General features: G+C 71.0%; 10 protein-coding genes and 1 pseudogene. 6 read left to right on the forward strand and 5 right to left on the reverse strand.

Annotated elements, in window-relative coordinates:
• The first annotated feature begins 44 nt into the window (after positions 1-44).
• Complete coding sequence (gene hutH / locus ACZ7DY_RS07355; RefSeq protein ID WP_471132378.1) at positions 45-1,583, forward strand: histidine ammonia-lyase; 1,539 nt, start codon at positions 45-47, stop codon at positions 1,581-1,583.
• Between the two features lie 82 nt (positions 1,584-1,665).
• Here hutH and ACZ7DY_RS07360 read toward each other — a convergent pair whose 3' ends face one another.
• Positions 1,666-2,460 carry a PepSY domain-containing protein gene (locus tag ACZ7DY_RS07360; RefSeq protein WP_471131189.1) on the reverse strand — a complete coding sequence of 265 codons (795 nt, stop codon included), beginning with the start codon at positions 2,458-2,460 and terminating at the stop codon, positions 1,666-1,668.
• Positions 2,461-5,816: 3,356 nt separating this feature from the next.
• Positions 5,817-6,119 (reverse strand): LPXTG cell wall anchor domain-containing protein, encoded by a 303-nt coding sequence (locus ACZ7DY_RS07365; RefSeq protein WP_471131190.1) that lies wholly within the window; start codon positions 6,117-6,119, stop codon positions 5,817-5,819.
• 110 nt (positions 6,120-6,229) lie between these two features.
• On the opposite strand from ACZ7DY_RS07365, the gene ACZ7DY_RS07370 reads away from it, so the two are divergent.
• The 3 genes from ACZ7DY_RS07370 to ACZ7DY_RS07380 all read left to right on the forward strand — a co-directional run bounded on the left by ACZ7DY_RS07370 (position 6,230) and on the right by ACZ7DY_RS07380 (position 11,879).
• Positions 6,230-6,562, forward strand: a complete 333-nt coding sequence (locus tag ACZ7DY_RS07370) for a hypothetical protein (protein WP_471131193.1) — start codon at positions 6,230-6,232, stop codon at positions 6,560-6,562.
• 317 nt (positions 6,563-6,879) lie between these two features.
• Positions 6,880-8,145 carry a L,D-transpeptidase gene (locus ACZ7DY_RS07375; protein ID WP_471131195.1) on the forward strand — a complete coding sequence of 422 codons (1,266 nt, stop codon included), beginning with the start codon at positions 6,880-6,882 and terminating at the stop codon, positions 8,143-8,145.
• 371 nt (positions 8,146-8,516) lie between these two features.
• Positions 8,517-11,879, forward strand: coding sequence for a S8 family peptidase (locus ACZ7DY_RS07380; protein ID WP_471131197.1), 3,363 nt, complete (start codon positions 8,517-8,519; stop codon positions 11,877-11,879).
• Here the strand turns inward: ACZ7DY_RS07380 and ACZ7DY_RS07385 are convergent.
• On the reverse strand, positions 11,867-12,310 hold the full coding sequence (locus ACZ7DY_RS07385; protein ID WP_471131199.1) for a YybH family protein: 444 nt from the start codon (positions 12,308-12,310) through the stop codon (positions 11,867-11,869). The genes ACZ7DY_RS07380 and ACZ7DY_RS07385 overlap by 13 nt on opposite strands.
• Before the next feature lie 24 nt (positions 12,311-12,334).
• Here ACZ7DY_RS07385 and ACZ7DY_RS07390 point away from each other — a divergent pair.
• Positions 12,335-12,682, forward strand: a pseudogene (locus ACZ7DY_RS07390) (winged helix-turn-helix transcriptional regulator); the annotation flags it as partial.
• A gap of 42 nt (positions 12,683-12,724) precedes the next feature.
• Positions 12,725-13,531 carry an alpha/beta fold hydrolase gene (locus ACZ7DY_RS07395; protein WP_471132380.1) on the forward strand — a complete coding sequence of 269 codons (807 nt, stop codon included), beginning with the start codon at positions 12,725-12,727 and terminating at the stop codon, positions 13,529-13,531.
• A gap of 16 nt (positions 13,532-13,547) precedes the next feature.
• Here ACZ7DY_RS07395 and ACZ7DY_RS07400 read toward each other — a convergent pair whose 3' ends face one another.
• Together ACZ7DY_RS07400 and ACZ7DY_RS07405 are read right to left on the reverse strand one after the other, a co-directional pair.
• A complete protein-coding gene (locus ACZ7DY_RS07400; RefSeq protein WP_471131200.1) occupies positions 13,548-13,934 on the reverse strand; it encodes a VOC family protein in 387 nt (128 codons plus the stop codon).
• Positions 13,935-14,081: 147 nt separating this feature from the next.
• On the reverse strand, positions 14,082-15,134 hold the full coding sequence (locus tag ACZ7DY_RS07405) for an NAD(P)-dependent alcohol dehydrogenase (protein ID WP_471131202.1): 1,053 nt from the start codon (positions 15,132-15,134) through the stop codon (positions 14,082-14,084).
• Between the last annotated feature and the right edge of the window lie 86 nt (positions 15,135-15,220).

Below are 15,220 nucleotides of genomic sequence, written 5' to 3' on the forward strand. Positions count from 1 at the left end.
CCGGCGATTCAATCCGTACGCTGCTGAATATGGATATGCACAGCGTGGGCACCGTGGCCCTTGGGACCTCCGGGACGACCGCGGCGGACGTCGTCGCCGTCGCACGCGGGAACGCACGGATCGAACTGACGGCCGAGGCGCTGGACGCCCTCGCCGCCTCCCGCGAGATCGTCGACGCGCTCGCCGCCAAGCCCGACCCGGTGTACGGCGTCTCCACCGGCTTCGGCGCCCTGGCCAGCCGCCACATCGGCCCCGACCTCCGCGCCCAGCTGCAGCGCAACATCGTCCGCTCGCACGCCGCCGGCATGGGCCCGCGCGTCGAGCGCGAGGTGGTCCGCGCGCTGATGTTCCTGCGCCTGAAGACGGTCTGCTCCGGCCACACGGGCGTGCGCCCCGAGGTCGCGCAGACCATGGCCGACGTCCTCAACGCGGGCATCACCCCGGTCGTCCACGAGTACGGCTCGCTGGGCTGCTCCGGCGACCTCGCGCCGCTCAGCCACTGTGCGCTGACCCTGATGGGCGAGGGCGACGCGGAGGGCCCCGACGGTGAGCTGAAGCCCGCGGGCGAACTGCTCGCCGCGCACGGCATCACCCCCGTCGAGCTCCGCGAGAAGGAGGGCCTCGCCCTCCTCAACGGCACCGACGGCATGCTCGGCATGCTGGTCATGGCCCTCGCCGACCTGGACAACCTCTACAAGTCGGCGGACATCACTGCCGCGCTGACGCTGGAGGCGCTGCTCGGCACCGACAAGGTCCTCGCCCCCGAGCTGCATGCCATCCGGCCGCACCCCGGCCAGGCCGCGTCCGCCGCCAACATGCTCGCCGTCCTCGACGGCTCGGGCCTCACCGGCCACCACCAGGACGACGCGCCGCGCGTACAGGACGCGTACTCGGTGCGCTGCGCCCCGCAGGTCGCGGGCGCGGGCCGGGACACGATGGCGCACGCGCGCCTGGTCGCCGAGCGCGAACTGGCCGCCGCCGTCGACAATCCCGTCGTCCTTCCCGACGGACGCGTCGAGTCCAACGGCAACTTCCACGGCGCCCCGGTCGCGTACGTCCTGGACTTCCTCGCCATCGCCGCCGCCGACCTCGGCTCGATCGCCGAGCGCCGCACCGACCGGCTCCTCGACAAGAACCGCTCGCACGGCCTGCCGCCGTTCCTCGCGGACGACGCGGGCGTGGACTCCGGCCTGATGATCGCGCAGTACACGCAGGCGGCGCTGGTCAGCGAGATGAAGCGGCTCGCCGTCCCGGCCTCGGCCGACTCGATCCCCTCCTCCGCCATGCAGGAGGACCACGTCTCGATGGGCTGGTCGGCGGCGCGCAAGCTGCGCACCGCGGTGGACAACCTCACCCGCATCGTCGCGATCGAGCTGTACGCCGCCACACGCGCGGTCGAACTCCGCGAGGGCCTCACCCCGGCCCCCGCGACCCGGGCGGTCATCGAAGCGGTCCGCAAGGCGGGCGTAGAGGGCCCGGGCCCGGACCGCTTCCTCGCACCGGACCTCGCGGCGGCGGACACGTTCGTACGGACGGGGGCGCTGGTGGCGGCGGTGGAGGGGGTTACGGGGGCGTTGGCGTAGTGGGGGAGGGGGTACGGGGGACCGCCTACCCGTACCCCCGTCGCCCGGAGCCGCTAGCCGCTTAGTCGCTACTGGCCACTGGCTAGTCGCGGTCGACGTGCTCGCGGGTGATCTCGCCCTTGACGGCGTCGATGTCGAAGTCGGTCTTGTTCCAGTCGTCGGTGACGACGTCGACGGACCAGATGACGCCGCCGCTGTCGTTGCCGTCCAGGCTGACGGAGGTGACGGTGCCCTGCTTCTTGTCGGTGGCCGTCTTGGCGGCCTGCTGTGCCGTCTGCTTGCTGCGGGAGAGCCGGTCGGCCGTCTCGCGCTTGTCGTCGGCGTCCTGGTCCTTGTCGGGGTTGGAGCTGATCACCTTGCCGGAGACAGCGTCGATGCGGACCTTCTGGACGGTGCCGTCCTTCTCGGCCACCTCGGCGACCCACTGCGGACCGGAACGGCCGCTGGGACTGGCACTGCCGCTGGGACTCCCGCTGGCGCTGGGCGAAGCGCTGGTGTCGTCGTCATCGCCGTCACCGTCGTGATCGTCGTCGTCCATGCCTTCCAGGTCGAGTTCGGTCAGCTTGCCGCCCGAGACCTTGTCCAGGGCGGTGGCGGCGGCCTTGTCGTAGGTGATTTTGGTGGCGCCGAGGAGCTGCTTGCGCTCGCGCTGGTCCTGGGTGAGGGAGCCGCTGTCGGAGGCGCCGGCAGAGGTGGGCTCCTCCTTCGGGGCGGAGTGCGCCGCGCCGGAGGCGGACGCGGCGGACGTCTGGCTGTCGTCGTCCCCACAGCCGGCGACCAGGGCGGCCGAGGCCACGATGGCACAGACGGTGCCGACGAGACGGAGGTGGCGGGCGCGGGCTGTGCCGGACTTCATGTGCCGGGTCTCGAATCTCATAACAGGATGCCTAGCCACGACCGGCCCACCCCATGTTGCAAGGGCGACAGGGTCACCCGATCGACCGGCGACGAGCCCGCCGGGCGGATACGTGAGCGAGGCGAGGCCCCCGGGTGGGGCCCTGAGTGTGACCGCGCCGCCCCAAAAGCAAAGACCGCCCTACGCCCGCCGACCCCGCCGATTCCGCTCCACCCACCCTTGACTCCCGCCCCGGACGGCCAGGGGTGAGGCGGCGGGCTTCGCTGGTGGGGCCATCGGCTTTCGCTACCGGGTGCGGTCCGGCCCATCGTGGGCGGAGGCTACGGTGCAAGCTCGGCCAGCCGGGCGGCCACGCCGGTCGGGCCATCACCATTCGATGCCGGGTGCGGCCCGGCTCATCGTGCGCGGGGCCTCGGTCGAGGCGTGGGAAAGCGGCACCTTCGGCAGGCCGGGATCTTCGAAAGTCACCGGGGCCGCCCGGATTTTTGCCTGAGTGTGGCGGCTCCGGGCCGGGAGTAAAGGGCGCCCTGCGGGCGTCGGCTTCGCCGATTCCGCTGCGCTCCACCCTTGACTCCCGCCCCTCCACCGCAGCTTGACCTTCGACCCGGACGGCCAGAAATGAGGCGGCGGGTCTAGCTGGTCGGGTCATCAGCTTTCGCGGCCGAGTGCAGACCGGCCCATCGTGGGTGAGGGTCAGGGTGCGAGAGCGGCCAGCCAGGCGGCTTGGCTGCTCGGGCCGTCAGCCTTCGTCGCCGGGTGCGGCCCGGTCCATCGTGTGCGGCTGCCACGGTGCGGGCTCGGCCAGCGGGGAGGCCTGGCGTGCCGGGTCATCGGCTCTCGCCGCCGGGTGCGGACCGGTCCATCGTGCGTCGCCGCCACGGTCGGGCGTGCCAGGCCGCGCGGGTAGCTGCGGTGGTCGGTCAGGTGGCTGGGGTGGTGTGAGGGGAGAGTGTGCCGGGTGGTGTGTCCTGACGCACCATCCCCAGCCCTCATTCCGGGCATTTGGGTCCCGCGAGGGGGTGAGTGCAGGGAAGTCTCAGCGGGAGGGCCTGATTGGTGGGGTGTCGGGGAGACTTTCCTGCGATCGGTCCCGGAAGCGGTCTCGCGGACCTGGTCCAGCGCGCCCCCACGGCTCCCTACGATCAAGGCCCGGGAGACCCCAGCGCCCTCGATGCGTGCCCCGCTGACCGAGCCCCCGGCGACAAGACCCCGCAAGCTGAACGCCGACTGGGGCTCGCCCACGACAGGTCGGACCGCGCCCGGCACCGAAAGGCGCACGCCCCCGAGCGGACAGCGCGCGGTGAGCCGCATCGCACTCGGCGACGAGAGCCGACGACCCGGCACGCCAAGTCACCTGGCCGACCGAGCTCCCACCCTGCCCCCGCCCACGATGGACCGGACTACACCCGGCGACGAAAGCCGATGGCCCGAGCGGCGAAGCCGCCCGGCTGGCCGAGCCCGCACGGCGGCCGCCACCCACGATGGGCCGGTCCGCACCCGGCGATGAAGGCTGATGGCCCGAGCGGCGAAGCCGGGTCGCTGGCCGAGCCCGCACCGTGGCCTTCGCCCGCGATGGACCGGATCGCACCCGGCAGCGAAAGCCGATGACCCGACCAGCCAAGCCCGCCGCCTCACCCCTGGCCGTCCGGGTCAAAGGTGAAGCTGCGGTGGAGAGACGGGAGTCAAGGGTGGAGCGCAGCGGAATCGGCGAAGCCGACGCGACGCAGGAGCGCCCTTTACTCCCGGCCCGGAACCGCCACACTCAGGCAAAATCCCGGGCGGCCCCGGTGACTTTCGAAGACCCCGGCCCGCTGAAGGTGCCGGGTGGCGGCCGGTTCATCGTGTGCGGCCTCCATAATCGGGGCTCGGTCAAGCGGGCGGCCAGGCGTGCGGGGTCATCAGCTCTCATTGCCGGCGGATCGGTTCATGGTGCCGACGGGCGGCTCTGCTGCCGGGGGGCATCGTTTGGTGCCGGGTGCGCTTGGGCTCATCGGGGAGGCAGGGGCGAAGTCTGTCCGCGTCGTTGTCGCGTGGGGTGTTGTGGCTTTCGGTGCTGGGTGCGGTCCGGCTTGTCGTGGGCGAGCCTCGGCGGGGGCTCAGCTCGTGGGGTCTTGTCGCCTGGTGCGGGGCCTCCCATGGCGGGGCGGGCTCGGGCTTGGTCGGGGGCGCGTGCATCGGATCGACTGCGGCGCTGGGGCTTGAGGCCTTTCGGGCGTCGCTCCCGGGGAGCCGTGGCGGCGCGCTGGAGCGAGCCCGCAAGGCCGCTCCCGATCGCAGGAAAGTCTCCCCGACACCCCGCCGATAAGGCCCTCCCGCTGAGACTTTCCTGCACCCTGCCCCTAGCGAGACCCAAATGCCCGTAATGCAGACCGGGGTTGGTGCGTCAGGACGCCCTCTCCGCCGCACCACTCACTCTGACCACTCCAATCACCCCCCTGGGGCCGAAGCCGACGGCCCGCCCGGCCGCGAAGCCCTGCGCGCCGGCCGTGGCGGCGGCGCGCGAGGGACCGGTCCGCACCCGGCGACGAAAGGTGATGGCTGGAGCAGCGAAGCGGCGCGTCTGGCTGAGCCCGCACCGTGGCCGTCACTCACGATGGACCGGGCCGCACCCGGCGACGAAGGCTGATGGCCCGGCACGCCAAGCCGCCCGGTCAACCGAGCCCGCACCGTGGCCGTCACTCACGATGAGCCGGGCCGCACCCGGCGACGAAGGGTGATGGTCCGAGCGGCGAAGCCGCCTGGCTGGCTGAGCCCGCACCGTGGCAGCCGCCCACGATGGGCCGGTCCGCACCCGGCGATGACAGGTGATGACCCGGCCAGCGAAGCCGCGCGGCTAGCCGAGCTCACACCGTGGCCCCAGCTCACGATGGGCCGGACCGCACCCGGCCACGAAAGCTGATGACCCCACCAGCCAAGCCCGCCGCCTCATTCCTGGCCGTCCGGGTCAAAAGTCGACGTGCGGTGGAGGGGTGGGAGTCAAGGGTGGAGCGCAGCGGAATCGGCGGAGCCGACGCCCGTAGGGCGCCCTTTACTTCCGGCCCGGAGCCGCCACACTCAGGCAATGTCCGGGCGGCCCCGGTGGCTTTCGAAGGTCCCGGCCCGCCGAAGTCGCCGCCCGCCTTCCCTCGCCTCGACCCTGACCGCCACCCACGATGGACCGGGTCGCACCCGGCACCGATAGCCAATGACCCGAACAGGGGTCCCGTTGCCACGCTCACGCCTCTACCCGGGCGGGTGGCCCCGGTCCCGCTCAGCGGACGGTACCGGTTCGCCGAAGTCGCCTGCCCACCTCAACCCCGTTCGGGGGTCCGGTGATTGAGCGGTGGTCGTTTTGGCCCTGCAGTCAGTCTGCCTGCCCCCGCCCCCGGCCCCCACCCTCAAGCCGTACTACCGCCGCGCTCCCTGCGGACCGAGAGGACCACGAAACCCGCGCCCAGGCTCAGGAATGTCGTGCCGCCGATCACGTACGGGGTCGTGTCGAAGCCGCCCGTTTCCGCCAGGTGGGCGGAGGCCGTCGTCGTCTCGTGGTGGGGGCCCGTCGGGGCGGACGCCGCGGGTCGGTCGTCGCGCGGCGTGTCGTGCGAGGCGGGGGAGGTCGCGTTGGCGGAGGGGACGAAGCACAGGGCGCCGAGCAGGGCTCCGGCGGCGGCGGTGGTCAGCAACGAACGACGTGCGGACACGGAATCGGATCCCCCTTGTGGAGCTGGCGAATTGGCCGTGTGGGGCGATGCTAATGAAAGGGGCGGGTCGCGGGAAAGTCGCGAGGGGAGAGGGCCGTACGCTCCGTCGTATGACTGGAGACGAGACATCACGGTTTGTACGGCTGCGGGTCGAAATGGTCGTCGAGGTGGGTGACGCCGAGAAGCTGACCGGAGCCGCCCTCGGCCGCATCGCCGAGGACGAGCAGATGCCCACCGAGGAGCGCGCGCACGCGGAGACGGCCGTGCAGGAGGACGTCGCCGAGGCGCTCGCCTACCTCGTGGACCCCTTTGACCTGGTCAGCCAGGTGCCCGGCACGGAGCTCACGCAGGCCTCGTGGAGCAGCGAGATGATCGACTACGACCCCGATTCGCCGGATTGGGAGTCGGACGAGGATGATGACGACGAGGACGACGAGTTGTAGCCCGGATTGAAGAATCCGGAATCGGGAACCCCGGGCAGCAACCGCCGCCCGGGGTTCACTCGTCTCCCCGTGCACTGTGGTCGCGGGAGGTCGAGACCGGCGTGCTCGGTCGGAGATCGAGACTGGTGGGCTCGACAGGAGCCCGGACGGTGATGCAGGAGTGATACATCCCTCTCGGTCCAGCACCGCGAACGTGGTGTTCCCCACACTCGTCCCGCCGATGGAACGGGACGAACCGGGCAGGACGTTATGCGGGCGGGGATACGGGGACTCTCGGGGTCGACCCCGGGGATTCGGCAACTATGGAGATGCGTGTGATGACGGACAGTAGGCGTCGCAAGCTCGGGCACGGGCGCAAGGGCCTCACGGCCGTGTCCGCCCTCGTGGGCGGCGTGCTCGTGCTCTCGGCGTGCAGCAGCGACGACGGCGACAAGGCTTCGGGCGGCAAGGAGTCGCAGAACCAGGTCGACGAGGCGGCCGCCAAGAAGACCTCCGCCGCCCGGATCGAGATCGCGCCGAAGAACGGCTCCGACAACGCCAGCATCAACAGTGCGGCCAAGGTCACGGTCAGCCAGGGCACGCTCACGGACGTGACGATGCAGCCGGCCGACGGCGGTGCCGCCGTCAAGGGCCAGATATCGGCGGACAAGAAGAGCTGGAAGCCCAGCGGCCAGCTGGAGCGCGCCACCAAGTACAAGATCACGGCGACCGCGCAGGACTCCGAGGGCCGCAAGGCCCACGAGAACTCCTCCTTCACGACCGTTTCGAAGGCCAACAGCTTCATCGGGAACTTCACCCCTGAGAACGGCTCCACGGTCGGTGTCGGTATGCCCGTGTCGATCAACTTCGACAAGGGGATCACCAACAAGAAGGAGGTCCAGTCCGCGGTCAAGGTGTCCTCCGACAGCGGGCAGGAGATCGTCGGGCACTGGTTCGGGAACAACCGCCTGGACTTCCGGCCCGAGGACTACTGGAAGGGCAACTCCACGGTCACGCTGAAGCTGAACCTCGACGGCGTCGAGGGCGCCGACGGTGTCTACGGCGTGCAGCAGAAGACCGTGCAGTTCAAGATCGGGCGCAATCAGGTCTCCGTCGTCGACGCCAAGACGAAGCAGATGAAGGTGATGCGGGACGGGAAGGTCGTGAAGACCATTCCGATCTCCGCGGGCTCGCCCGAGAACAAGACGTACAGCGGCAAGATGGTGATCTCCGAGAAGTTCAAGGAGACCCGCATGGACGGCGCCACCGTCGGCTTCAAGGGTGGCGACGGCAAGGGCGAGTACGACATCAAGGACGTGCCGCACGCCATGCGCCTGTCGAACTCCGGCACGTTCATCCACGGCAACTACTGGGGCTCGCCCTCGATCTTCGGCGGCGCCAACACCAGCCACGGCTGCATCGGCCTGCGGGACGCCAAGGGCGCGAACGACAAGAGCACCCCGGGCTCCTGGTTCTACGAGAACTCCATCACCGGTGACGTCGTCGACGTCCGTAACACCGGTGACAAGGTGATCGCCCCGGACAACGGCCTCAACGGCTGGAACATGGACTGGGCGCAGTGGAAGGCCGGCTCCGCCGTCTGACCCTCCCCCCCCGCACCGTCAGCCAAGCCAAGACGGCAACGGAACGGCCCGTATCCCCTTCCCCGGGGGTGCGGGCCGTTTCTCGCTTTCCGGGATCCCGGGGCCCGGAGTCCCGTGCCCGCGCGGCTCCGGAAAGCGAGAAATGGGGAATGGAGGAATCCGCCGTCCGGATTTGGTCCGATCCAGCCGATCCAGCAGATCCGGCCGCCGATCCAGCCGATCCGGCCAATCGGCAGGACGGCACATTGCAATTCGGCCGCACCAACTCCCCCCTCCTGTCCCGCTATTGAGCAGATGATCGCCCCTCGGCATACTTCGACCTCCGAGGGGCGAGAGCCCCTTTACCTCCAGGGGGAGACTTGCACAGACAAGTGAAGAGAGCGTGCGGGGCCGGACTCGCCGCGGCGGTCGCCGTGGCCCTCGCGGCGGGCATGACCAGCCCCGCGGCCGCGGATCCGGCCACCGCGACCACGAGCACCGCAGCAGGGGGAGCGGGCGGCGGGGCCACCGGCACGACCACCGGCCCGACCCACGCCACGACCCACGTCACCCTGATCACCGGCGACCAGGCCGTCCTCGACGCCAAGGGCCGCGTCATCGGCCTCGACCGTGCCAAGGGGCGCGAGCACATACCCGTGCAGGTGCGGCGCAGCGGCGGCCACACGCTGCTGATACCCGCCGACGCGCGGCGCCTGATAGCGGACGGCAAGGTCGACCGACGCCTGTTCGACGTCACGGAGCTGAACAAGAAGCGCAACCGTGCGGCCCAGAAGAAGGGCCTCAAGGTCATCGTCGGCTACAAGGGCGCCGCGACCAGCGCCAAGGCCGACGTCCGCGCCGCGGGCGACACCACGGTCCGCCGGACCCTGAAGTCGCTGAACGCCGACGCCGTCACCACGCCCAAGCAGGACGCGTCCGACCTGTGGGCCGCCCTCACCAGCGGCAAGGGTGCCGACCGCACCGCGGCGTCCGGCATCGGCCACGTCTGGTTCGACGGCGTCCGCAAGGCGAGCCTCGACAAGAGCGTCAAGCAGATCGGCGCCGACAAGGCCTGGGCCGCCGGGTACGACGGCAAGGGCGTCAAGATCGCCGTCCTTGACACCGGCATCGACTCCCGCCACCAGGACCTCAAGGACCAGGTGATCGCCGAGAAGAACTTCACGGAGTCGGCCGACGCCAAGGACCGCTACGGCCACGGCACCCACGTCGCGTCCATCGCGGCCGGTACGGGCGCCAAGTCCGGCGGGAAGTTCAAGGGCGTCGCGCCCGGCGCCAAGCTGCTCAACGGCAAGGTCCTCGGCGACGACGGCTACGGCGAGGACTCCGGCATCATCGCCGCCATGGACTGGGCGGCCGCCCAGGGCGCCGACGTCGTCAACCTCAGCCTCGGCGGCGGCGACACCCCGGGTGTCGACCCCCTGGAGGCGCAGGTCAACAAGCTCTCCGCGGAGAAGGGCATCCTCTTCGCCATCGCCGCGGGCAACGACGGCTCGCCCGGTTCGGTCGGCTCGCCCGGCAGCGCGGACGCCGCCCTGACCGTCGGCGCCGTCGACGACCACGACAAGCTCGCGGACTTCTCCAGCCAGGGCCCGCGCGTCGGCGACGGCGCGGTCAAGCCCGACGTGACCGCGCCCGGCGTGGACATCACGGCCGCCGCCGCGGACGGCTCCGTCATCGACAAGGAGGTCGGCCAGAAGCCCGAGGGCTATCTGACGATCTCCGGTACGTCGATGGCGACCCCGCACGTCGCGGGCGCCGCCGCCCTGCTCAAGCAGCAGCACCCCGACTGGAAGCAGCCGGAGCTCAAGGGCGCCCTCACCGGCTCCACCAAGGGTGGCCCGTACACGGCGTTCCAGCAGGGTTCGGGCCGGATCGCCGTCGACCGGGCCATCAAGCAGACCGTGATCGCCGACCCGTCGTCGGTGAGCTTCGGCACGCAGCAGTGGCCGCACACCGACGACAAGCCGGTCACCAAGAAGGTGACGTACCGCAACCTCGGCAAGGACGACGTCACCCTCACTCTCGCGGTGACCGCCACCGACCCCAAGGGCCGTCCGGCCCCGGCCGGGTTCTTCACGCTCGGCGCGCGGAAGGTCACCGTCCCGGCGGGCGGCACCGCCTCCGTGGACCTGACGGCCGACTCCAAGCTGGGCGGCACGGTCGACGGCGCGTACTCCGCGTACGTCGTGGCGACCGGCGCGGGCCAGTCGGTCCGCACCGCGGCCGCGGTCGACCGCGAGGTGGAGTCGTACGACCTGACGCTGAAGTTCATCGGGCGTGACGGGCAGTCGACCAAGAATTACGACGCCTCGCTCAGCGGCATCACCGGTACCGCCACGGGCGTCGAGCGGGCGCCCTACGACGCGTCCGGCACCGTCAAGGTCCGGGTGCCCAAGGGCGGTTACGTCCTCGACACGGACGTCGTGGTCGACCCGGAGGACTCCACCAAGGGCATCGACTGGCTGGCCCAGCCGAAGCTCGACGTCACCAAGGACACCACGGTGACCGTTGACGCGCGCACCGCGGCGCCGGTCGACATCACCGGGCCGGAGGCCGGCCTCACCGGCGTGCTGGCGGCGCCCGACTACACGGTCGAGGCGTCCGACATGGCCGTGGGTTACGGCTGGCTGCTCGACGAGTACAAGAACTTCCGCAGCGGCGCCATCGGTGCCGTCCCGACCGGCATCAAGCTCAGCCAGCAGTGGGCGGCCGTCTGGACCAAGGGCGACAAGGACGAGTACGACACCCTCGTCGGCGGCCGGGTGAGGCAGCTCGCCACCGGCTACACCAAGCACTACAAGACGGATGACATGGCTGCGGTCAAGGCCGGGCTCGGGGCCTCCACGCGGGGCAAGACGGGCTCGCTGCGGGCGCTCGCAGAACTGCCCGACGGCTACGGCACCTGGTCCGTCGCCTTCCCGGTGAAGCTGCCGGCCACCCGCACGTTCCACGTGTCCACCGACGACAAGGTGAAGTGGGGTCTGGAGTTCGCGCAGTACGGCGAGCCGGTCGAGGGACGTGAGCCGGAGCCCGAGGCGGGCTACTCGCTGGGTGCCCCGCAGGCCTTCGGGGCGGGCAAGAGCTACGAGAAGACGTTCAACACGGCCGTCTTCGGCCCGCGCATCGGCGGCGAGTTCGGCGTCTACCGGGAGGGCAACGAGATCGCGGGCTACCTCCCGGTCTACGCGGACGGCAAGACGCACGCCGGCTACTCCCTGTACTCGTCGGTGAAGACGGCGCTGTACCGCAACGGCACCAAGGTCGGCGAGAACGACGACCCGCTGGTCGGCCTGAAGCCGTTCAAGGTCTCCTCGGGTGACGCCGCGTACCGGCTGACGACCTCCGTGAAGCGCAGCGTCAAGATCGGCGCGGCCACCACGCGCGTCGACGCGAGCTTCTCGTTCCGCTCCAAGCGGGCGGAGAACGCGAGGCTCCCCGTCTCCACGGCCCGGTTCAGCCCGGCGGTCGACCTGTGGAGCAGGGCCGAGGCCGGCAAGGTGCAGTCCGTGCCGGTGACGGTCCAGGGCTCGGCGGCGGGCTCGAACCTCAAGTCCCTTGCCGTGTACGTCTCCTACGACTACGGCCAGACCTGGAAGAAGGTCACGGTCAGCCACGGGAAGATCTCCGTGAAGAATCCGGCGAAGGACAAGGCGATCTCGTTCCACGCCAAGATCGCGGACAAGAAGGGCAACAAGTCGACGCTGTCGATCTACAACGCGTACTACGGCAAGTGAGCGGCTGAGTCAGCCGTGTTGACGCGCGGCTGAACCGCAGGCCGACTCACCGGCACGGGCGCGGCGCCGAAAGGGCTGTCGATCACGTATCGCCAGAATCCGTCGGCGCCGCGTCGTGCCACGTCCGTGGCGGTGGAGCGGGCCGCTCCGTCGCCGATCTCCCAGTCGACGACGAGCAGCGCGAGGTCCCCGCAGACGTGGATGTGGCGGGGGCGCACGGTGATCGGCAGGCCGAGGGCGAGGAAGGGCGCGTTGGCGGCGGCGATCTCCGCGGCGCCGTGCACGGCGGTGCCCGACTCGGGCACGAAGGCGGCCCGCTCCTCGTACATCTCGCGCACGGCGGCTGCGTCACCGCTGTTGAAGCGCGCGGCGAACGCGGCGGGGACGTCCTCGGGGCGGGTGGGCAGGGTCGGTAGGGTCTCGGTCGTCATGGCTGAACCGTAGGAGGCCCCCTCGTGACTCACCCAACGGTAAGCGGCGCGCGGCCGGGCCTTCCCGACGACGCGCTGGCCGAGACGGCCGCCCCGGACCCGGCCTGCCCCGTCGAGTTGACTCTCGCCGCCCTCCGCGGCCGCTGGACGACACTCGTCGTCCGTGAGCTGCTTCGCCACGAGAGGTGCACGTACGGTGAACTGGCCGCTGCCTTCCCGCAGTTGTCCGACAAGGTGCTGACGGAGCGCCTCGCGCAGCTGGTCGAGGCGGGTGTCGCCCACCGCACCCGCACCCCCGGCTGGCCGACCACGGTCACCTACCGACTCACGCCCCACGGGCGGGAGTTGGGGCCGGTCCTGCAGGCGCTCTGGGACTGGGGCGTCAGCGCGTCCGTCCGGGGGAGGTGCCCGGCCGTGCCCTTCGCCGAGGCGGCCGACGGCGCCGCCCTCCACTACCGGCTGCACGGCTCCGGCGAGCCCCTGGTGCTGATCGCCGGGCAGTCCAACGACCACCACTGGTGGGACCCGGTCCGCGCCGACTTCGCCGCGCACTTCACCACCGTCGCCCTCGACCACCGCGGCACCGGGAAGAGCGACCGCCCCGACACCGACACGTACAGCACGCCCGGGTTCGCCCGTGACGTGCTCGCCGTCCTCGACCACGCGGGCATCGACCGCGCCCACGTCTACGGCACCTCGATGGGCGGCCGCGTCGCGCAGTGGCTCGCCGCGGATCATCCGGGGCGTGTCGGCAGGCTCGTCCTCGGCTGCACCTCGCCCGGCGGGCCGCACGGCGTCGAGCGCGGGCCCGAGGTCCGCAAGGCGCTCACCCAGGCCGACCCGGAGGCGGTGCGCCGCGCGCTGCTGGAGCTCATGTACACCCCCGAGTGGCTCGCGGCACAGGAACGCGCCCACCCCGGGCGGGAGTTCCACACGCTGGGCGACGCCACGATGCCCGCGTACGCCCGCCGCCGGCACCTCCTGGCGAGCGCCCGCCACGACGCCTGGGACGCGCTGCCCCGGATCGCGGCGCCGACGCTCGTCGTCCACGGCACGGACGACTCGTTCAACCCGACCGCCAACGCCCCGCTCATCGCCGCCCGCGTCCCGGGCGCCCGGACGTTCCTCGTGCCCGGGGCCCGGCACGCGTACTTCGAGGAGTTCGCGGACGTCGCCACGGAGCCGGTGCTCGACTTCCTGGCCGGGGCCCCGCTGCCGTAGGGGACGCGGTGGCCTGTCAGCCGCCGCTGCCGTACGGCTTGGTGATGATCTCCAGGCTGTGGCCGTCGGGGTCGTCCCAGTAGACCCCGCGGCCGCCGTCGTTCGTGTTGATCTCGTTGACGCGCCGGTGCATCGGGTCGGCCCAGTAGGTCAGGCCGCGGCTCCTGATGCGCCCGAAGATCGTGTCGAACTCGTCCTCGGAGACGAGGAAGGCGTAGTGCTGCGGCACCACGGGGCCGCTGCCGCCGTCGTAGAAGTCGAGGGTCACGCCGTTGGGGATCTCCACCGGGATGAACGGGCCGTACTGGGGGCCGACCTCGAGCCCCAGCATGTCCGCGAGGAACTGGGCGGACGCCTTCTTGTCCGTGGCGGCGACGATGGTGTGGTTCAGCTCGATCGACATGGTGTGACCTCCTGCTGCCCTTCGCTGGTGGGGACAACGCTAGGCGCGCGGCCACGGATGCCGTATCGGTCGGGGGGACCGTGCCGGTGCGCCGTGGGGCCTAGGCCCCACGGCGCAGACGGATTCCGGCCACGGCCGCCGGATGGCTCAGATCGTCGCGGTGTCGATCACGAAGCGGTAGCGGACGTCGCTGGCGAGGACGCGCTCGTACGCCTCGTTGATCTGGTCGGCGCGGATCAGCTCGATCTCCGAGCCGAGCCCGTGCTCGGCGCAGAAGTCCAGCATGTCCTGCGTCTCCTGGATGCCGCCGATCATCGATCCCGCGAGGGTCTTGCCGCCGCCGATCACCGAGAAGAGGTTGAGGGAGACCGGCTCCTCGGGGGCGCCGACGTTGACGAAGGCGCCCTCGGAGCGCAGCAGGCCCAGGTACCTGTCGAGCGGCAGCGGCGCGGAGACCGTCGAGAGGATCATGTCGAAGGAGCCCGCGAGCTGCTCGAAGGTGGCGTCGTCGCTGGTCGCGTAGTAGTGCTCGGCGCCGAGCCGCAGCCCGTCGTCCTTCTTGCGCAGGGACTGCGAAAGGACGGTCACCTCGGCGCCCATGGCGTGCGCGATCTTGACGGCCATGTGGCCGAGCCCGCCGAGGCCGACCACGGCGACCTTCTTGCCGGGGCCCGCGTTCCAGCGCTTGAGCGGGGAGTACGTGGTGATGCCGGCGCAGAGCAGCGGCGCGGCGACGTCCAGCGAGATGCCCTCGGGGATGCGGACGGTGAACGCCTCGTCCACGACGATGTGCGTGGAGTAGCCGCCGTAGGTCGGCTCACCGTCCTTGCCGATGCCGTTGTACGTCGGGACGTTGCCCTTGACGCAGTACTGCTCCAGGCCCGCCTTGCAGTTCTCGCACTCGCGGCAGGAGTCGACCATGCAGCCGACGCCGACCCGGTCACCCACGGTGAACTTCGTGACACCGGGGCCGACCTCCGTGACGATGCCGGCGATCTCGTGGCCGGGCACCATCGGGTAGATGCCCTCGCCCCAGCCGTCGCGGGCCTGGTGGATGTCCGAGTGGCAGATACCGGCGTACTTGATGTCGATCAGGACGTCGTGCTCGCCGACGGCCCGGCGCGGCACGGTGGTCCGCTCCAGGGGCGCCTCGGGGGCGGGAGCGGCGTAGGCGGAAACGGTGGTGATCTGCTCAGTCATGGTGTCGAGGCTGCCACTGACCTGCGGTGTCACCCAGGCCTCCGTTCTGCCTACGACCACTGTGCCTACCACTGGCGGGGTCAGGC

Source organism: Streptomyces sp. NPDC037013, from assembly GCF_055607265.1.